Annotated in this window: 20 protein-coding genes and 1 tRNA gene; 17 read left to right on the forward strand and 4 right to left on the reverse strand. The window is 73.8% G+C overall.

The features are described from left to right. Positions 1 to 9 precede the first annotated feature (9 nt). From HGA03_RS17520 to HGA03_RS19670, 9 genes are all read left to right on the forward strand, one after another. Complete coding sequence (locus HGA03_RS17520; RefSeq protein ID WP_425591864.1) at positions 10 to 327, forward strand: hypothetical protein; 318 nt, start codon at positions 10 to 12, stop codon at positions 325 to 327. Between the two features lie 698 nt (positions 328 to 1025). After that, entirely contained in the window at positions 1026 to 1706 is a 681-nt protein-coding gene (locus HGA03_RS17525; RefSeq protein ID WP_168631587.1) for a hypothetical protein, read from the forward strand. 31 nt (positions 1707 to 1737) lie between these two features. Further along, positions 1738 to 2163 (forward strand): ribosome silencing factor, encoded by a 426-nt coding sequence (rsfS, locus tag HGA03_RS17530; RefSeq protein ID WP_168631588.1) that lies wholly within the window; start codon positions 1738 to 1740, stop codon positions 2161 to 2163. Then, positions 2160 to 2855: a histidine phosphatase family protein gene (locus tag HGA03_RS17535; RefSeq protein ID WP_168631589.1), complete on the forward strand. Its 696-nt coding sequence runs from the start codon at positions 2160 to 2162 to the stop codon at positions 2853 to 2855. Before rsfS ends, HGA03_RS17535 begins: the two co-directional genes overlap by 4 nt. A 105-nt stretch (positions 2856 to 2960) precedes the next feature. Continuing rightward, positions 2961 to 3033, forward strand: a tRNA-Ala gene (locus tag HGA03_RS17540). 85 nt (positions 3034 to 3118) lie between these two features. After that, positions 3119 to 3901, forward strand: coding sequence for a helix-turn-helix transcriptional regulator (locus HGA03_RS17545; protein ID WP_168631590.1), 783 nt, complete (start codon positions 3119 to 3121; stop codon positions 3899 to 3901). A 54-nt stretch (positions 3902 to 3955) separates the two neighbouring features. Further along, complete coding sequence (locus tag HGA03_RS17550; RefSeq protein ID WP_168631591.1) at positions 3956 to 4573, forward strand: LysE family translocator; 618 nt, start codon at positions 3956 to 3958, stop codon at positions 4571 to 4573. A gap of 28 nt (positions 4574 to 4601) precedes the next feature. Next, positions 4602 to 5096 carry a DUF6153 family protein gene (locus HGA03_RS17555; protein ID WP_168631592.1) on the forward strand — a complete coding sequence of 165 codons (495 nt, stop codon included), beginning with the start codon at positions 4602 to 4604 and terminating at the stop codon, positions 5094 to 5096. A 95-nt stretch (positions 5097 to 5191) separates the two neighbouring features. Next, on the forward strand, positions 5192 to 6229 hold the full coding sequence (locus HGA03_RS19670) for a CueP family metal-binding protein (protein WP_308439759.1): 1038 nt from the start codon (positions 5192 to 5194) through the stop codon (positions 6227 to 6229). 57 nt (positions 6230 to 6286) lie between these two features. Here the strand turns inward: HGA03_RS19670 and HGA03_RS17565 are convergent, their stop codons facing one another. Next, a complete protein-coding gene (locus HGA03_RS17565) occupies positions 6287 to 7168 on the reverse strand; it encodes a MurR/RpiR family transcriptional regulator (RefSeq protein ID WP_168631593.1) in 882 nt (293 codons plus the stop codon). Positions 7169 to 7281: 113 nt separating this feature from the next. Between HGA03_RS17565 and murQ the strand changes: the two genes are divergently transcribed. The 7 genes from murQ to HGA03_RS17600 all read left to right on the forward strand — a co-directional run bounded on the left by murQ (position 7282) and on the right by HGA03_RS17600 (position 13513). Then, on the forward strand, positions 7282 to 8190 hold the full coding sequence (gene murQ / locus HGA03_RS17570; RefSeq protein ID WP_239073564.1) for an N-acetylmuramic acid 6-phosphate etherase: 909 nt from the start codon (positions 7282 to 7284) through the stop codon (positions 8188 to 8190). Positions 8191 to 8226: 36 nt separating this feature from the next. After that, positions 8227 to 9672 (forward strand): PTS transporter subunit EIIC, encoded by a 1446-nt coding sequence (locus tag HGA03_RS17575; protein WP_168631595.1) that lies wholly within the window; start codon positions 8227 to 8229, stop codon positions 9670 to 9672. Continuing rightward, positions 9672 to 10712 carry a MupG family TIM beta-alpha barrel fold protein gene (locus HGA03_RS17580; RefSeq protein WP_168631596.1) on the forward strand — a complete coding sequence of 347 codons (1041 nt, stop codon included), beginning with the start codon at positions 9672 to 9674 and terminating at the stop codon, positions 10710 to 10712. The genes HGA03_RS17575 and HGA03_RS17580 overlap by 1 nt, the downstream gene beginning before the upstream one ends. Before the next feature lie 144 nt (positions 10713 to 10856). Then, complete coding sequence (locus HGA03_RS17585; RefSeq protein WP_168631597.1) at positions 10857 to 11348, forward strand: NUDIX hydrolase; 492 nt, start codon at positions 10857 to 10859, stop codon at positions 11346 to 11348. Next, positions 11345 to 12238 (forward strand): DMT family transporter, encoded by an 894-nt coding sequence (locus HGA03_RS17590; RefSeq protein WP_168631598.1) that lies wholly within the window; start codon positions 11345 to 11347, stop codon positions 12236 to 12238. Before HGA03_RS17585 ends, HGA03_RS17590 begins: the two co-directional genes overlap by 4 nt. A 10-nt stretch (positions 12239 to 12248) precedes the next feature. Further along, a complete protein-coding gene (locus tag HGA03_RS17595) occupies positions 12249 to 12848 on the forward strand; it encodes a GNAT family N-acetyltransferase (RefSeq protein WP_168631599.1) in 600 nt (199 codons plus the stop codon). A 32-nt stretch (positions 12849 to 12880) separates the two neighbouring features. Next, a complete protein-coding gene (locus HGA03_RS17600; protein WP_168631600.1) occupies positions 12881 to 13513 on the forward strand; it encodes a CYTH domain-containing protein in 633 nt (210 codons plus the stop codon). Positions 13514 to 13516: 3 nt separating this feature from the next. On the opposite strand, the gene HGA03_RS17605 is transcribed toward HGA03_RS17600, so the two are convergent. The 3 genes from HGA03_RS17605 to HGA03_RS17615 are packed head-to-tail and all read right to left on the reverse strand — an operon-like array spanning position 13517 to position 17467. After that, entirely contained in the window at positions 13517 to 14860 is a 1344-nt protein-coding gene (locus HGA03_RS17605) for an L-serine ammonia-lyase (protein WP_168631601.1), read from the reverse strand. Positions 14861 to 14867: 7 nt separating this feature from the next. Continuing rightward, the gene (locus HGA03_RS17610) at positions 14868 to 16199 is read right to left on the reverse strand and encodes a DUF3100 domain-containing protein (RefSeq protein ID WP_203767394.1); all 1332 of its coding nucleotides are present in this window, start codon (positions 16197 to 16199) and stop codon (positions 14868 to 14870) included. Between the two features lie 53 nt (positions 16200 to 16252). Continuing rightward, entirely contained in the window at positions 16253 to 17467 is a 1215-nt protein-coding gene (locus tag HGA03_RS17615) for a M20 family metallopeptidase (protein WP_168631603.1), read from the reverse strand. Positions 17468 to 17535: 68 nt separating this feature from the next. Between HGA03_RS17615 and HGA03_RS17620 the strand changes: the two genes are divergently transcribed. Further along, entirely contained in the window at positions 17536 to 18558 is a 1023-nt protein-coding gene (locus HGA03_RS17620) for an Lrp/AsnC family transcriptional regulator (RefSeq protein WP_168631604.1), read from the forward strand. Positions 18559 to 18563: the final 5 nt, after the last annotated feature.

Here is an 18563-nt window from a genome sequence, read left to right on the forward strand (position 1 = left end):
GACTTCGCGATCAACCAGGTGTCGATCAGCCCGGAGCGGGCCGAGAACCTGGACTTCTCCTCCTCGTACTACGACACCGCGCAGGCCGTGGTCACGGTCGAGGGCAGCCCGGCGGCGGGACGACGACGGGCGCGGCCGCGGCCGGTGCTCCGACGACCCGGCCCGCCGGCGGCACCTCGCGGCGCGCGTTGCGGGGTGGCCCAGTGTCCGCCGTGGGCCCGGACGGGCGCACCGCGGAGCAGGGTGGCGCGCCGTACCAGGTGCCCGGCATACAGCCCGACGCGCCCGCGCGCACCCGCCGGTCGATCCGGTCGACCGACCCGGTGACCGGCGGCGCCGACGGACAGGTCCCCGGCGCACGTGCCACCGGGACGCCGAGCGGCGCAGCTGCCGAGCGCGCCCCGCAGGCCGGACGATTCGCCGGGACCACGGGTGACGCCGGTGCGCCGGCCGGAGCCCCGGGCCGCGCGGCGGGACCGGGCGGGGCCGCGGGTGGTGCGGCAGGACCTGGTGGGGCCGCGGGCCGCGTGGCGGGACCGGGCGGGGCCGGGGGCGGCGCGGCAGGACCGGGCGTGGTCGCGGGCTCGGGTGCCGGCACCAGGGGCACGACCGGGCCGGGCGCTACCTCGGGTGGCGCGATGGGACCGGGTGCTGCCATGGGTGGCGCGACCGGACCGGGTGCTGCCACGGGTGGCGCGACGGGACCGGGTGCTGCCACCGGGAGTCCCGCGGGACCGGGCGGAGCCACGACCGGTGGCGTCTGGGGGCGCGGCACGGCCGCGGGAGCCTCCGCCGGAGCTCCGGCGGGTACGCAGAGTGGCGCGGGATCGGCCGGGGCCGCGAGCAGCGCCGGTGGGCCGGCACGGCCCGCTGGACCGGCCGGCGCCGCAGGACGCGCAGCAGGACCGACCAGGGCTGCCGGGGGTGCCGCCGGTCCGGCCGGTGCCACGGGAGGCTTCGGGGGACCGGCCAGTGCCGCGGGCGGTGACGCCGGAGCTGCCGCCGCGCGCGGTACGCAGACCGGGGTGGCTCCCGGAACCGGCGCCACGAGCGCGCCGGGTGCGCCCGGGCGTACCGGGCCCGTCGCCGGTGTCCCGGGCCAGGCCCCAGGCGTCTGGGGCGCGGGCGCCGCTCGAGCGGGCCAGCCCGGTGGTACGGCCGCGGGATCGACCGCGCAACCGGCCTCGGGTGCTCCGGCCTGGGGCCGGACCTCTGCCGCCGGGACGAGTGGTGGGCCCGGTGCCGCCGGAACCCCGGGTGCCGCCGCATCCGGTGCTGCGGCCACCACCACCTCGTGGACCCCGGCGGGCACCGGCGCGGACACCACCCCGGCCACGACGCCCGGCGGCGACGCCCCGGCCGACCCGTCGCAGGGCGGCGAGGAGGTGCCGGACTGGCGGTCGCTGCTCAAGGCGATGGCCCCGCCGCCCGGCCCGGCCCAGGAGCCCGCCGAGACCGGCAGCATCCCGGTCGTCGGGAAGGACGAGAACACCGACGAGGTCGCCGCCGTCGACACCGAGGTGCCCGAGCGGATCCGGCGCCCGCTGCCGTTCACCTGGTTGCAGTGGATCATCCTGATCGTGGTGTTCTTCGTGCTCGGCTTCCTGATCGTGCTGGTCGCCAAGACCGCCGACATCGGTGCCACCGGCGATGTCGCCCCGGCGTTCGCGCTGGCCGCGGACCTGCTGCCCAGTCCACTGACCTGATCCACCCACCCGATCCACCCCGAGGAGACCCGTGTCGGCATCCGACCGCGCGATCGACCTGACCATCGCGGCCGCCCGCGCCGCCGCCGACCTGAAGGCGGAGGAGATCATCGCGCTGGACGTCAGCGAGCAGCTGGTGCTCACCGACGCCTTCCTGATCGCCTCCGGCACCAACGAGCGCCAGGTGAACGCCATCGTGGACGCGGTCGAGGAGGCGCTGCACAAGCTCGGCGCCAAGCCGCTGCGCCGCGAGGGCCGTTCCGAGGGTCGCTGGGTGCTGCTGGACTTCGGCGACGTGGTGGTACATGTCCAGCACGCCGAGGACCGGGTGTACTACGCCCTGGAGCGGCTGTGGAAGGACTGCCCGGTGATCGAGCTGCCCGCAGACCTGCACGGTCCGGACGACGACGGCACTGAGGGCACCGAGGGCACTGAGGGCACCGAGGACCCGCGGTGACCGCCGGGCGGGTGGTGCTCTGGCGGCACGGGCGCACCGCCTGGAACGCCGGTGCCCGGTTGCAGGGCCAGTCGGACATCCCGCTGGACGAGGTCGGACTGTGGCAGGCCGCCACCGCCGCGCAGGCACTGGCCGCCCAGCACCGTCCCGCCCGGATCGTCAGCTCCGACCTCGGCCGCGCCCACGCCACCGCCCAGGCCCTGGCCGACGTGACCGGCATCCCGGTCCAGACCGATCAGCGGCTGCGCGAGCGCTCGTTCGGGGTCTGGGAGGGTCTGACCGCCGAGGAGATCGACGCCGGCTGGCCGGAAGAACAGAAGGTCTGGCGGGCCGGGGGGCACCCGGAGGGCATCAATGCCGAGACCCGCGCCACCGTCCAGTCCCGGGTGGTCGAGGCAGTCGAGTCGCACGCCGCGGACCTCGGCCGGAACGACGTGCTGGTGGTGGTCTCGCACGGCGCCGCGATCGGTGCCGGGCTGACCGGCCTGCTCGGGCTGCCCGCCGAGTGGCGCGGCCTGTCCGGGATGGCGAACGCGCACTGGGCCGAGGTGGTCCCGTCCCGCCGTGGCCACGACCCGGCCTGGATGGTGCAGGTGCTGAACTTCGGGCCGGTCTGGGCGTCCTCGGACTGGAACTCCGGACCGGACACCGAGGCCGCCACCCTGGACGAGGAGGTCCGCGATCCGGCGTGAGCCGGGTCACCGGAGCCGATTGGCGTTTTGCCTCGCCGATCACCTATGCTCGTACACGCCCGCACGGCGGGTGATGAGGCAAGATCCCTGCGGATCGCGGCTCATGGGGCTGTGGCGCAGCTGGTAGCGCACCTGCATGGCATGCAGGGGGTCAGGGGTTCGAGTCCCCTCAGCTCCACCCACATCGGAAGGGCCGGTCTTCGGACCGGCCCTTCTGCGTGGGTGGCGTTCCCGCCCCCGCAGCGGTGCCGAAGGGAGGGCCGGTGTCCGAGTTCCGGCGCAGCACGCGGCTGCCCCACCTGGAGGCCCGGCGCTCCAGCCAGGACACCTCCTGCTACCGGGCGCACTCCCACGACACCCTGTCGATCGGCCTGGTCGAGGCCGGTGCGACGGTGCTGACCGGTGCGCTCGACGGCGCGATCCGGCTGGGGGAGGGCGACGTGGTCGTGATCCCGGCCGGGCACGTGCACGCCTGCAACCCCGCGGCCGGTCGCTGGCGGTACCAGATGATCCACCTGGACCAGGACTGGGCGGCCGCCCTGGCGCCCGAGGCGACCGAGCTGTTCGACGGGGTGCGGGTGTTCCGCCGGCCGGACCTGCCCGCCCTGGTCGATGCGCTCGGGGACGCGATTGCCGCGGACGTGGACGCCCCGGTCCTCCGGACGCGGACGCAGGCCGTGGCGACCGCGCTGGACGCCGCAGCGCCCGCCCATGTGGCGCCGGAGCGGGCGGACCCGGAGTTGCTCGACCGGCTGGCCACGGTCCTGCACCGGCTCGGAACCGCGGAGACCAACCCGGCGCTCGACGACCTCGCCGCGTCGGTGGGCATGACGCGATCCCAGCTGGTCCGGGCGATGCGCCGCGTCACCGGGCTGTCCCCGCTGGCCTGGCGGCAGAACGCCCGCGTGATCCGGGCCCGGCGGATGCTCCGCGCCGGCCGGCCGATCGCCGAGACCGCGCACGCGCTCGGGTTCACCGACCAGAGCCACTTCCACCGGGTGTTCCGGGCGCATGTCGCCGCCCCGCCCGGCGCCTACCGGGGCTGACCGCCCGAACGTACAAGACCGCGACCGTGGCCGGCCGGGATGCTCGGCGGCGAGATGGAGCAGTTTCTCGCGGTGGCCGCCGCGCACTTCCTGGCCCTGCTGATCCCCGGCGTCGACTTCTTCCTGATCGCCCGGACCTCGCTGGCGCACGGCTGGCGCAATGCCACCGGCGCGTGCCTGGGCATCGCCGCCGCCAACGCGCTGTTCATCACCGCCGCGTTCTGCGGGGTGTCGCTGATCTCGCACCCGCTGGTGCTCGGGATCGTGCAGGCGGCCGGCGGTGGGTTCCTGATGGTGATCGGGGTCGCGTTCCTGCGGTCCAGCCCGGTGGCCGACCTGGGCCGGGCCGAGGGCGTGCAGGCGGCGACCTGGCGCAGCAGTGCCGGGCTGGGTCTCGCCTCCGGGCTGCTCAACCCCAAGAACGCGCTGTTCTACCTCAGCCTGGCGGCCGTGGTCGGGACGGTCGCGCCGCTGACCCGGGTGCTGTACGGCGCGTGGATGGTCGGCGTCGTCCTGCTCTGGGACGTGCTCGTGGCGGTGGCGCTCGGGTCCCGGCGGGCGCTGGCTCGGTGGGGGCGGGTGCTGCCGTGGCTGACCCGGATCGCCGGGGTGTTCCTGGTGCTGTTCGGCGGCGCGATGCTCGTGACGCTGGTGGTCCAGCACCGGGGGTGAGCGCTCCGCCTGGCGTACGATCGCGCCCGTGGCGACGGTGGTGGCGAGACGACCCGGAACGGGTCTGCGCCGCCTGCTGGCCGGTGGACTGCTGGTGGTTGCCGTGATCGTCGGGCTGCTCACGATGCACGCGCCGGACCCTGGCGGTGCTGACCACGCCGCGGCCAGCGGGCATGCCGCCCTCGCCCTCGACACCGCCGCCGGACGCGCCGATCACACCGGTCGTGCCGCCGCGGCCGTGCACGCCGCCCGGGCCGGTGCTCCGGTCGCCACGGTGCTCGCGGGGCTGCCGGGGCAGACCGACTCCGGCGCCTCGTGCATCGGGTGCGGGACGCAGGGGCACACCGGGCAGGCGATCGGCTGCCTGCTGATCCTAGTGCTGGCGATCCTGCTGCTGCCGGCGCCGGGCCGGGCATTCCTGCGGGGCGCACCCGCGCGTGCCGGTGCGGGGTGGTGGCCGGTGGGCCGGATCGCGGTGCCGCGACCACCGTCGTTGGCGGTGCTCTGCATCAGCCGGACCTGAGGGGTGGCAGGACCCGGTGCACCCGCACCGTGGTCCCCGCACCATCGCGCCGCGCTGCCCGCGGTGCGACCCACCCACCACGTTCGGAGTACCCGATGACCATGCGTGCTGCCGCGCCCGCGGCCCTTGCCCTGTCCACCGCTCTCGTCCTGGCGGGCTGTTCCGCCGGAACGACCGATCCCGCCGACGCGGACGTGATGTTCGTGTCGATGATGGCCGTCCACCACGAGCAGGCGATCGAGATGAGCGACGTCCTGTTGGCGAAGGACGACGTCGACCCGGAGGTCGCCGACCTGGCCCGGGAGATCCAGTCCGCCCAGGAGCCGGAGATCGACCAACTGCGCGGCTGGCTGGCGGACTGGGGCGTCGATGATGCCGACCAGGACATGGCCGGGATGGACCACGGCGACGGGATGGTCGCCGACGACGACCTGGCCGCGCTCGACGCCGCGGACGGTCCGGCGGCCTCCCAGCTGTTCCTGACCCAGATGATCGAGCACCACGAGGGTGCGGTCGAGATGGCCCGGACCCAGATCGAGGACGGCACCGTGCCGGAGGTGACCGACTTCGCCCAGACGGTGGTCGAGGACCAGACCGCCGAGATCGAGCGGATGCAGTCGATGCTCGGCGACACCGACACCGACACCGACACCGCCGCCCTGCTGGACCGATACGACCTCGGCGGGCTGGACGCGGCCGGGGTGATCGACCGGCTGGACGCCCTCCCGGTCGACCAGCGTCCCACCGGGCTGATGGCCTCGGTGCGCCCGGACGTCCTGCTGCTCAGCGACCAGGACACCGCCGCGGCCGAGCTGCCGATGCCGACCGGCCGGGTGTACGTGTCGGTGGCGCCCTACCGGGAGCAGACCCACGACTGCTGGTTCCACAGCCTGACCACCTGCCGCGGCGAACTGGCGAACACCGAGGTCCGGCTGACGCTGGTCGCCGACGACGGCGAGGTGCTGGTCGACGAGACCTGGACCACCTTCGACAACGGCTTCACCGGGCTGTGGCTGCCGCGGGGGATCGAGGGCGAGCTGACCGTCGAGGCGGATGGCCGGACCGGCACCGCTCGGGTGTCCACGGTGGGCGATGAGGACGCGACCTGCGTGACCACCCTGCGGCTGAGCTGACCGGACCGCTCGGCCGCTCCTCTCCGCGGTGGGGGAGCGGTCGAGCGCCCCGCGGTGCTACCGCGCCCCCGGCCACCTCAGGTGCTGCGGGTCCACCGCCGCCCGGGTCGCCCGCAGCGCCTCGTCCACGTTGTCGTAGCGCAGCTGCGCCACCCGCATGAACAGGAAGTCGACCACGGCGAGCTGGGCCATCCGGCTGGCGAGGGCGGCCGCGCGCAGGGTGGCCTCGCGGGCCGGGGTCTGCAGCACCTCCTGGGCGGCGCTGCCGATCGGTGAGGCGGGGTCGTTGGTGACCGCGACGGTGTAGGCGCCCGCCCGGCCGGCGACCTCCAGGGTGCGCAGCACGTCGACGGTGCCGCCGCTGAACGAGAACGCGATCGCGGTGGTGTCCTGGTCGGCGAGCGCGGCGTGGGTGAGCTGGACGTGGGTGTCGATGGACTGCAGGCACATCAGGCCGATCCGCTGCAGTTTCTGGGTGAGGTCGGTGGCAGCCAGGCCGGAGGCGCCGACCCCGAACACCGCGACGTGGTGGCCGGCGGCGACCCGCTGCGCGACCCGTTCCAGGGCGGCCAGGTCGAGGGTGCGGGCGGTCTGCTCGATGGTGCGGGCCTCGTGGAAGGCGACCTTGCCCACCATGTCGGCGAGGGTGTCCGAAGCGTTGAGCTGACCCTCGGCGATGTCCGAACGTTCGAGTTCGACCGCGCGGCGGGAGAGCTCCTGGGTGAGCCGGACCCGCAGGGCGGGGAAGCCGGAGAAGCCGAGGGTCTTGGCGACCCGGACCACCGACGCGCGGGACACCCCGGCCCGGTCGGCGAGCGAGGAGACGGTGGCGCTGAGGGCGGCCTCCGGGTCGTCCAGCAGGGCGGCGGCGACCCGGCGTTCGGCGGGGCCGAGCCGGGGCAGGGCCGCGCGGATCGCCTCGAGCGCGTCGTCGGGCATGACACCTCCGGGAATGGTCCGCGGCAAGTCTGGCACACCAGGATGACACGATGTTTGACCAAGCGCCCATCAGCTGGAACGATGTTTCACGCACCGCCGACAAGGGAGTTCACGTGCCAGACCTCGACGCACTCAGCACCACCGAGGCGCAGAACCCGCGCACCCGCCGGCTCGACGCGATGTCCGTCGAGGAGCTGCTACGGGTGATGAACGCGGAGGACGCCCGGGTCCCGGACGCCGTCGCCCGGCAGATACCGCAGATCGCCGGAGCGGTCGAGCTGGTGGTGCAGGCCCTGCGCGCCGGCGGCCGGCTGATCTACCTCGGCGCCGGCACCAGTGGACGGTTGGGGGTGCTGGACGCCGCGGAGTGCCCGCCGACCTTCGGCACCGATCCGGGCCAGGTGGTCGGGCTGCTCGCCGGTGGTCAGGACGCCATGTTCCGCGCCGCCGAGGGTGCCGAGGACCGGGCGCAGGACGGCGTCCGCGACCTGACCGAGCTCGGCCTGACCGACCGGGACGTGGTGGTCGGGATCGCGGCCTCCGGTCGCACGCCGTACGTGATCGGCGGGCTGGACCACGCCCGGGCGGTGGGCGCGGCGACGGTGTCGATCGCCTGCAACCCCGGCGCCGAGGTCAGCCGGCACGCGCAGGTGGCGATCGAGCTCGACAACGGCCCGGAGGTGCTGACCGGCTCCACCCGGCTCAAGGCGGGCACCAGCCAGAAGCTGGTGCTCAACATGATCTCCACCGCGGCGATGGTCGGGCTGGGCAAGGTCTACGGCAACCTCATGGTCGACCTGCGCCCGACGAACGAGAAGCTGCTCGCCCGGGCGGTGCGGATCGTCCGGGAGGCCACCGACTGCGACGAGGACACTGCCCGCGCCGCCCTGGCCGCCGCCGACCACCACGCCAAGACCGCCATCGTCGCGATCCTGTGCGGCATCAGCGCCGATGCCGCCCGGGACCGGCTCGCGGCTGCCGACGGCTTCGTCCGCGGCGCCGTCGACACCACCCCGAACTGACCCATCCCAGCCCACCGACCCCTGCGAGGACGCACCGTGGACTACTCGAAGCTCAGCGCCGAGCTGCTGCCCCTGGCGGGCGGGTCCGGCAACATCTCCTCCTTCACCAACTGCATGACCCGGCTCCGGCTCGACGTGGTCGACCAGTCCCGGGTGGACGCCGACGCGATCAAGGCCCTGCCCGGCGTGCTCGGCGTGGTCGAGGGTCCGCAGTTGCAGGTGATCGTCGGCCCCGGTCACGCCCAGCGGCTGCGGGACGCCTTCGCCGCGCAGAGCGAGCTCACCCCGGCGGCGGAGGTCGACGACCCGGACACCGCGGACGCCGCTGCCGACCTGCACGCACTGGAGGCCGAGAACAAGGGACGGGTCAAGGCCCGGCAGCGCACCCGGGTGCACACGCTGTTCCGGCACATCGGGAACATCTTCATCCCGATCATCCCGGGCTTCATCGCCTGCGGCCTGATCTTGGCGATCGCGAACGTCTGGAAGCTGATCAGCCCGGATGTGGTGAACAACGCCTGGTACCTGGCGTTCGCGGCGCTGGGCGGCATCGTGGTCGGCGCGCTCAACCTGGTGGTCGGGTACAACACCGCCAAGGAGTTCGGCGGCACCCCGATCCTGGGCGTGATCGCCGGTGCGGTGCCCTACCTGCCGGCGCTGGGGGGCATCGTCGCCGCCGAGGGGGTCGAGGCGCAGCCCCTGACCATCCCGCTGTTCGGCGAGCTCAAGCCCGCACTCGGCGGCATCATCGGCGTGATCGCCACCGCCTGGGTGTTCACCGTGATCGAGAAGCAGGTGCGCAAGCGGGTGCCCGCGTCGCTGGACCTGTTCGTGGTGCCGGTGATCACGGTGCTGGTCGGCTCGGCCGCCTGCGTGTTCATCGTGATGCCGCTGTCCGCACTGCTGATGCAGGGGATCAACTGGCTGCTGATCGACTTCGCGCTGGAGCAGGGCGGGATCATCGGCGGCTACCTGCTGGCCTCGCTGTTCCTGCCGCTGGTCATGCTCGGCATCCACCAGGGCCTGACTCCGCTGCACGCCCAGCTGATCACCGACCACGGGTTCACCGAGCTGCTGCCGGTGCTGGCGATGGCCGGTGCCGGTGAGGTCGGGATGGCGATCGCGATCTACATCAAGACCAAGAGCCCGCGGCTGAAGGGCATCATCCGGGCCGCGCTGCCGATCGGTGTGCTGGGGGTCGGGGAGCCGCTGATCTACGGTGTGTCGCTGCCGCTGTTCTACCCGCTGATCACCGCCTGCCTCGGCGGTGGCTTCGGCGGCGCGTTCGTGGCCTGGGGGATGCAGGTGTCCGGCGGGTTCGGGGCCGGGGCGCTCGGGCTGTCCGGCGTGCTGATGACCGCGGTGATCTCCAACGGGCAGTGGCTCTGGTATGTCGGTGGCCTGCTGGTCTCCTACGTGATGGGCTTCCTGCTGACCTACTTCTTCGGGTTCAAGGAACACATGGTCGAGAGGCTGGGCTGATGCTGTTCTCGCTCTACCCGACCGACCCGGCCCCGGTGCGGTCGGCGGTGATCGACCAGGTGCTGCGCCGGGGTGGGGACGGGCCGGTGTTCACCTCCCTGCACCTGCCGGAGAGCGACGGCCTGGCCGAGTGGGGTGGGCTGTTGCACGACCTGCACCGCGAGCACGGCCTGCAGTTCTGCGGCGACATCTCCCCGCTCACCCTGGACCGGCTCGGCGGCGGGGACGCGGCGCTGGACCGGCTGCGGGACTGGGGACTGGCGGTGCTGCGGATCGACTTCGGCTTCGACCCGGCCGACATCCGCCGGATCGCCGAGCGCACCGGCTGCCGGATCGCGGTGAACGCCAGCACGGTGCAGGAGCCGGAGCTGGCCGCGTTGGCCGGGCTGCCGCTGGTCGGCTGGCACAACTACTACCCGCGCCCGGAGACCGGCCTGGCGCTGGACCACTACCTGCGTCAGGACCGGCTGTTCCGGGACCGCGGGCTGCCGCTGTTCGTCTTCCTGCCCGGCGAGGTCACGTTCCGCCCGCCGATCGGGGAGGGGCTGCCGACCCTGGAGCACCAGCGGCACCGCACGGTCTGGCGCAACTACCTGGAACTGCGCCGGCTCAGCCCGGACAGCACGGTGGTCTGCGCGGAGGGCGTGGTCGCGGAGGACCACCTGGACTGGATCGAGCACCACCAGCGCACCGGTGAGGTGACCGTGCCGCTGACCGGGCTGGACCCGGCGGTGCGGGACCTGGTGGCGGGGCCGCGCCGACTGCGGATCGACGGCGCCCGGTCGTCCTTCCGCCTGGAGGGCACCCGGGGGGACGGGGTGCCGGCCCGGCGGCGGAACGGCGATCTGCGGCCGAGGGGGAGCCTGCAGATCGACCTGCCCGCCGCCGGGCGCTATCAGGGCGAAGTGCACCTGATGCGCGAGGACCTGCCGCTGCACCCCTGGCAGTCCTGGGTGGGCGCGATCGCCGGCCCCTACACCGGGATCGTCGACGAGCTCACCCCCGGCCAGGTGATCCGCCCGGTGCCCTTCGAGCCCTGACCCGGAGCCCGCCGCGTCGAGGGCGCAGTTGCCGGTGGCCGGGCCGCCCTGAGACCACCGCGAACTGCGCCCTCGGCGCCGGACACTCAGCGGCCGGGCACTCAGGGCGGCCGGGAGCGGGCGCGCGGGTCCTAGAGTCGTCCCATGCCTACCCCTCCGTTCGTGCTGTCCCTGCGGGAGAAGATCGGTCACGACCTGCTGTGGATGCCGGGGGTGAGCGCGGTGGTGTTCCGCCCCGCCGAGCTCAGCCCGACCGGCCGGGAACAGGTGCTGCTGGTCAAGCGCGCCGACAACGGCCAGTGGACGCCGACCACCGGCATCATCGACCCGGGCGAGGAGCCCGCGATCGCCGGTGCCCGGGAGGTGCTGGAGGAGACCGAGGTGGTCGCCGAGGCCGAGGCCCTGGTCTGGGTGCACACTCTGCCGCCGATGACCTACACCAACGGCGACCGGTCGCAGTACCTGGACCTGACATTCCGGTTCCGCTGGCTGTCCGGTGAACCGGGCCCCGGCGACGGGGAGAACTCCGAGGCCCGCTGGTTCCACCTGGACGAGCTGCCGGCGATGTCGGCGGAGATGGTCGCCCGGATCGAGCACGCCCGTACCCCGGAGCGGGGCTGCCGGTTCACCGCATGACCGAGCGGGCCCGGGGGCTGGTCGTCGCCGGCTGCCTGACCGGGGCGACGCTGTTCTGGGCCGGCAACTACGTGGTCGGTGCGGCCGCGGTCCGGGAGCTCAGCCCGGTGTCACTGACCGCGCTGCGCTGGGCGATCGCGGCGCTGCCGCTGGTGGTGATCGCCCAGCTGGTGGAGCGGCCGGACTGGCGGGCGGCGCTGCGGACCTGGCGGCGGCAGCTGATGCTGGCCGTGGTCGGGATGATCGGCTACGCGCTGCTGGTGTACTCGGCGTTGCAGCACACCAGCAGCGTGAACGCCTCGCTGGTGAACGCGCTGAACCCGGCACTGATCGCGCTGCTGGCCGCCGCACTGGCCCGCTCGGCGCCGTCCCGCCAGGCGGTGGCCGGGATGCTGCTCGGCCTGGCCGGGGTGCTGGTGGTGCTGACCCGGGGCCGGATCGAGACGCTGCTGTCGCTGCACGTCAACCTGGGCGACCTGCTGATGCTGGGCGCGATCACGGTCTGGAGCATCTACACCGTGATCGGCCGGTCGAATGCGGGCAGCGTGCCACCGATCACCGCCACCGCGATCCAGGCGGTGCTGTCCGCAGTGGTGATGGCCCCGTTCGCGCTCGCCGGCCAGGTGCACTGGCCCCGCACCGGGTCGGGCACCATGGCGCTGCTGTTCATCGCGGTCTTCCCCTCGCTGGGGGCGTACCTGCTGTGGAACCTGGGCCTGCGCCGGCTTCCGGAGCGGGCAGCGGGCACCGCCGGGGTGTACATGAACCTGATCACCGTGTTCACCGTGGCGATCAACGCGGTGCTCGGCTACCGGATCGGTGCGGCGCAGCTGGTCGGCGGCGCGCTGGTGCTCGGTGGGGTGCTGCTGGTGCACCGGGCCCGCCGATAGGGTCCGGAGCATGGAACTGCGCCGTTTCGCCCGCCCGGACCTGCCGGGGCTGTACCGGGTCTGCCTGCTCACCGGTCACGCCGGTCAGGACGCCACCGACCGGTACCGCGACCCGGATCTGCTCGGGCACCTGTACGCCGCCGCGTACCCCGCCGCCGACCCGGGGCTGAGCTGGGTGGTCCGGGACGAGCAGGGTGTGGCGGGCTACCTGGTCGCCACCGCCGACTCCACCGCCTTCGCCGCCTGGCAGGAGGAGCACTGGTGGCCGGAGCTGCGTGAGCGCTATCCGCTGCCGGGCACCGGGACCGAGGACGACCTGCGCGCGATCCGGACCATCCACGACGGTCAGACGCCGCGGGCCGAGGTGGTGGACCGTTACCCGGCGCACATGCACATCGACCTGCTGCCGCGCACCCAGGGCCAGGGGATGGGCCGCCGGCTGATCGAGACCGTCGCCGCCGAGCTGCGCAGCCGCGGGGTACCGGGGCTGCACCTGGGGGTGGCCGAGACCAACACCGCCGCGATCGCGTTCTACGACCGGGTCGGCTTCCGCACCTTCTCCCGCCACGACTGGGGCCGGGTGCTGGTGATGGACCTGGCCACCGCGTAGGTTGGCCGCGGGCGACCGGGGGAGGGACCGACGTGAGTGACACCGGCTACGGGGACTTCGAATTCGAGCGGCGGTTCTTCGTGCGCGAGCTGCCCGCCGAGCTGCTGAGCGAGCCGGACCCGGTGCTGATCGTGCAGAGCTACTTCCTGGCCGCCGACGGCTATGCGCTGCGCCTGCGGGTGCAGGCCGACGCGCTGCGGCTACCGCTCGGGCCGGAGGTGGACCCGCTGGACGTGCTGGAGCAGGTCGGCGACCGGTTCGACTTCTGCGCGGTCAGCCTCAAGGGCCCGATGAACGCCGGCACCCGGTACGAGGCCGAGCGGGAGATCGACGTCACGGTCGGGATCGAGATGATCCGGCGCGGCGGCGAGCGCCTGGTGAAGAACCGCTACGCCACCTGGCTGGGCCAGGACGGCTGGGTGATCGACGTCTTCGGTGGCGCGAACGCCCCGCTGGTGATCGCCGAGTGCGAGCGGTCCGGCCCGGTGACCGATCTGCAGATCCCGTCGTTCTGCGTCACCGAGGTGACCGACGACCCGCGGTTCGCCAACGACGGCCTGGCCGGCCGGCCCTACCGCGGCTGGGCGGACGACTTCGCGCGGGAGCTGGCCGCCACCGGCCCGCGGTTCCTCACCGGCTTCGGGCACAACGACCTGCAGCGCTGAGCCTCAGCACTCGACGACGTTCACCGCCAGGCCGGCCTCGCTGGTCTCCTTGTACCGGGAGGACATGTCCGCCCCGGTCTGCCGCATGGTCTCGATCACGGTGTCCAGGCTGACCACGTGCTGCCCGTCGCCGAGCAGGGCGATCCGGGCGGCGGTCAGCGCGGTCGCCGCGGCCACCGCATTGCGCTCGATGCACGGGATCTGCACCAGCCCACCGACCGGGTCGCAGGTCAGGCCCAGGTGGTGCTCCATCGCGATCTCGGCGGCGTTCTCCACCTGGCGGGGCGTGCCACCGAGCACCGCGGTGGTGCCGGCCGCGGCCATCGCGCAGGCCGACCCGACCTCGCCCTGGCAGCCGGCCTCGGCGCCGGAGATCGAGGCGTTCGCCTTGACGATCGAACCGATCGCGGCGGCGGTGAGCAGGAAGGTGTGCACGTCGTCCCGGCCGGCGCCGTGTTCGGCCACCAGGTAGTGCAGCACCGCGGGCAGCACCCCGGCCGCGCCGTTGGTGGGGGCGGTGACCACCCGGCCGCCGGCGGCGTTCTCCTCGTTGATCGCCATCGCCCACACCGCCAGCCGCTCCTCGGCGGCGACCCGCTCGCCCCGGGCGGCCCGCTCGTCCAGGGCGCGCTGGGCGGCGGCAGCCCGGCGGCGGACCCGCAGGCCACCGGGCAGCACCCCGTCGGCGCTCACCCCGGCGGCCACGCAGGCGCTCATCGCGGCCCAGATCGCGTCCAGCCCGCGGGCGGCCTCCGCCTCGCCGTGCAGCGCGACCTCGTCGGCCCAGGCGACGTCGGCGATCCGGCCCTCGCCGACCGCGGCCAGCAGTTCGGTGGCGGTGCGGTAGCTGGAGGGCACCGGGGTCGGCTCCGGCGGACGGGAGCCCGCGCGCAGGATGAAGCCGCCGCCGATCGACAGGTAGCAGCTGGCCCACAGCTCGTCCTCGCCGCGGGTGGCGGCCAGGGTGAGCGCGTTCGGGTGTCCGAGGTCGCGGGCGAAGGGCTCGAAGGCCACGTCCGCGGCGGTGACCGGGATGCCCTCGACGTCGATCGACCCCCCGGCGGACAGGTCCGCCCAGCGTCCGTGCACCAGCGCGGGGTCGCAGGTCTCCGGGGTCATCCCGCGCAGCCCGGCCAGCACTGCATCCGGGGTGCCGTGCCCGATGCCGGTGGCGGCCAGCGACCCGTGCAGCCGGATGTGCAACCGGTCGACGTGCCCGAGCAGGTCGTGCTCGCGCAACTCGTCGACGAAGGCGCGGGCCGCGCGCATCGGGCCGACGGTGTGCGAACTCGACGGGCCGATGCCGATGGAGAACAGTTCCAGCGCGGAGACGTAGACGCCGCTCACGGTGCTCCTAGTTCCAGATGGTGAGGGCCAGCTGAGCCACGGTCGAGGCCAGCAGGTAGGCGGAGGTGATCGAGACCAGGCCGACCGGGATGATCTTCCACCCGATCGCCTTGAGCATCGGGAGATCCTTGCCCAGGCTCAGGCCCGCGGTGCTCAGCACCAGGGTACAAACGCCCAGGAAATCCACCCGGTTGACCAGGTCCAGCAGCGGCTCCTGGATCGGCGACCAGGGGGTGGAGATCAGGGCGCCGAGCGTGATGACCAGGAACATCGCGCCCACCTTGCCCCGGGTCAGCCGGGACAGCGACAGCCCGATCGCGACCAGGGCGGCCAGCACCAGGAACCCGGCCAGCGCCCGCCAGTCCAGGTGCAGCGCCAGGCTGCGCGGGGCGACCGCGTTCACCAGGAAGCCGGCCAGCACCAGCACGGTCAGCACGGTCCAGGTGGCGATGCCGACCGGCGGGGCGGTGACCACGGCAGGTGCCGGGGCGGTGGCGGCGGGTGCGCGCAGCTGCTGGCGACGGGTGAGCAGCTGGTAGTACTTCTCGGCCAGCGGCAGCGCCACGTACATCCCGACGTACACCCCGAGCAGGCTGGTGATCACGTTGGAGGTCGCCGCCAGGGCCAGCACGTCGTCGGCCAGCTCCGGGTGCGCGGTGGCGACGGCACCGGAGGCGGCGGCCATCATCGACCCGGAGCCCACCCCGGAGCCCATCGCCAGCGCCCGCGGGTCGAAGACGTTCAGCGCGGACATTACCGAGGCGACCACCGTGATCACGATCGCCCCGAACAGGGTGCCGAAGGCGTACATCGACAGCACCCCGCGGTACTGCGGCGAGTCCGGCCCGTAGCGCTCGCTGACCATCGCGAAGGCGCCCTCCCGGTCGATGGAGAACGTGGCGCCGACGGTGGCCGGTCCCATCCGCAGCAGCACGGCCAGCGGCAGGGCGAGCGCCAGGGTGCCGAACAGGTGCCCGACCTCCTGCAGCAGCAGCGCCGGGCCGGCGTTGAACAGCATCCGGATGTTCGGGCCCATCGTGAACGACAGCCGGGCGATCAGCAGCAGCACCGCCACCCCCATCACCGTGGAGGCGGTCGACTGCAGGTCGAGCGGGAACCGCCGCCAGGGCTGGGCACTGATCGCCCCGCCGATCAGCAGGCCGAAGACCAGCGGCAGCACCGCGATGTCGGCGAAGCTGCCGACCGAGATCGTCCACTTGCCGAGGAACTGCGCGGTCCCGGCGATCACGATCATCAGGGTGACGACCACCCAGAGCCGGGGCGAGCGCCAGGTGTAGCGCAGGGCGGTCGGGGCAGGGTCGTGCACGAGGCTGGTCATGGCGTCTCTCATCTCTCGCGGCGGCGGGCGGGGAGGCGGCTGAGGTGTGCTGGTCAGGCGTGCAGGGTGCTGCGGGTGGCGCCGGCGGGGCGTTCGGCCCGGCGGCGCAGCAGGTCCGCGCGGACCTGCGGGTCGAGGGCGGCGGCCAGCACGGTGCGGGCCAGGGCGGCGGCACCGTCCAGGGCGGCCCGGTCGCCGGCCGGGGTGCGGGCCGCGGCGGCGAAGTCCGGGGTGTGCGGGGCGGCGGTGGTGCCGAGGATGGCGATGGTGGGGTGGATCGAGGGCACCACCTGGGACACGTTGCCCATGTCGGTGGAGCCGCCGCGCAGCCCGCCGGACCCGTCGATGGTGCGGCCCAGGTCGGTGAGGGCGGCATCCCAGAACCGGCTCAGGTCCGGGTCGGAGGCCAGCGGCGCGTAGGGGTGTTCGGTGCTCTCCACGGTCCAGCTGCACCCGGTGGCGATCGCCGCGCCCTCGAAGCAGGCCAGCACCCGGCGGTAGGTCTCGCGCCACACGTCCACGTCGCCGGCCCGCACCTCCAGCTGCACCTCCGCGTGCGCGGGGATGATGTTGGTGACGTCACCGCCGTGTTCGACGAAGGCGTTCACGCTGGTCCCGGCGGGCAGGTGTTGGCGCAGCAGGCCGATGCCGGTCAGGGCCAGCGTGGCGGCGGCACCGGCGTTGATCCCGTGCTCGGGTGCGGCGGCGGCGTGCGAGGCCCGGCCGGTGAAGGTGATCCGGACCCGCTGAACCGCCTGGGCGGCGAAGGCACCGCTGGGGGCGTCCACCCCGGACATGCCGTGCACCATCAGGGACATCGCGGCGTCCTCCCAGGCGCCGGCCAGCAGCAGGTCGACCTTGCCGCCGCCGTGCTCCTCGGCGGGGGTGCCGAGCAGGGTCACCCGCAGCCCGGCGGCGTCGGCCAGCGGGGCCAGCGCCAGGGCGGCACCGACCGCGGCGGTGGCGATGATGTTGTGCCCGCAGGCGTGGCCGATCCCCGGCAGTGCGTCGTATTCGGCGCACAGCGTGACGGTCAGGTCGCCGGTGCCGGTCACCGCCTCGACGGCGGTGTCCAGGCCGTACACCCCGACCTCGGTGGCGAAGCCGGCCTCGGCCAGCACGGCGGCGACCCGCGCGGCGGACCGGTGCTCCTGGTAGGCGAGTTCCGGGTCCTCGTGCAGGGCGTGGCTGAGGGCGAGCAGGCGCTCGCGGTGCCGGTCCAGGGTGGCGGTGACCCGCTCGGTGGCGTCGTCGAGGGAGAGCGTCATGGCGACACAGTGGACTGTGTTTGACTTCACACGGGTGAACTCGCACGGATTCTGCGGAAGGCGGGCCGATGGCGCACGGATATCAGCCGGATCAGGTCGACATGCGGATCCTGCACGCCCTCCAGGTCGAACCGCGGGCGAGCTGGACCGAACTGGCCCCGGTGGTCGGCGCCGACCCGGCCAACCTGTCCCGGCGCTGGTCGCGGCTGCGCGCGGCGGGCATCGCCTGGGTCACCGGGATGACGGACCAGGCCGACCGGGGCGGGGGTGCGCTGATCGAGATCGAGTGTGCCCCGGGTGATCTGCACGCCACCGTCCGGGCCCTGACCGCCGAGCCGGAGGTGGTGACCATCGACTACACCGTCGGCGGCCGGGACCTGCTGGTCACGGTGCTGGCCGACACCCAGCGCCAGGTCGCGGACTACGTGCTCGGGCCGATGGCGCGGCTGCGCGGGATCCGGGCCGCGCACACCCACCTGATCACCGAGCGGCTGCTGGACGCCCGGCGCTGGCGGCTGCGGGAGTTGTCGCCGGCCGAGGTGGCCCGGATCCCGCGGTTCCGGCCGCCGCGCAGTCGGGCCGCCCGCACCGTGGCACCGGAGTTGTTCGAGGTGATCCGGCAGGAGCTGGCGGTGGACGGCCGGGCGAGCGCGGTGGCGATCGCCGGGCGCAGCGGGTTCTCCGCCCAGCGGGTGACGGACGCGATCGCCACCCTGCGCACCGACGGGCAGCTCTACCTGCGCACCGACCTGGCGCGGGATCTGTCGGACTGGCCGGTGTACACCTGGTACTTCCTGCAGGTGCCGGCCCCGGTGATGGCGCAGGCCCGGGTGACGCTGGCCCAGGTGCCGGAGATCCGGTTGGCCGCGCTGTGCGCCAGTCGCTACAACCTGGTGCTCGCGGTCTGGCTGCGCAGCGTGCAGGACGTGCAGTCCTTCGAGGTGGCGCTGTCCCGGGCGCTGCCGGGGGCGGTGATCGCCGACCGGTCGGTGGTGGTGCGGATCGCCAAGCACCTGGGTCATGTCCTGGACGACGACGGCCGGGCGACCGGGACGGTGGTGCCGATGCGCCGGCCTCTGGTCAATGGTTGAACACT

The organism is Cellulomonas denverensis (assembly GCF_012396125.1).
GTDB lineage: Bacteria > Actinomycetota > Actinomycetes > Actinomycetales > Cellulomonadaceae > Cellulomonas > Cellulomonas denverensis.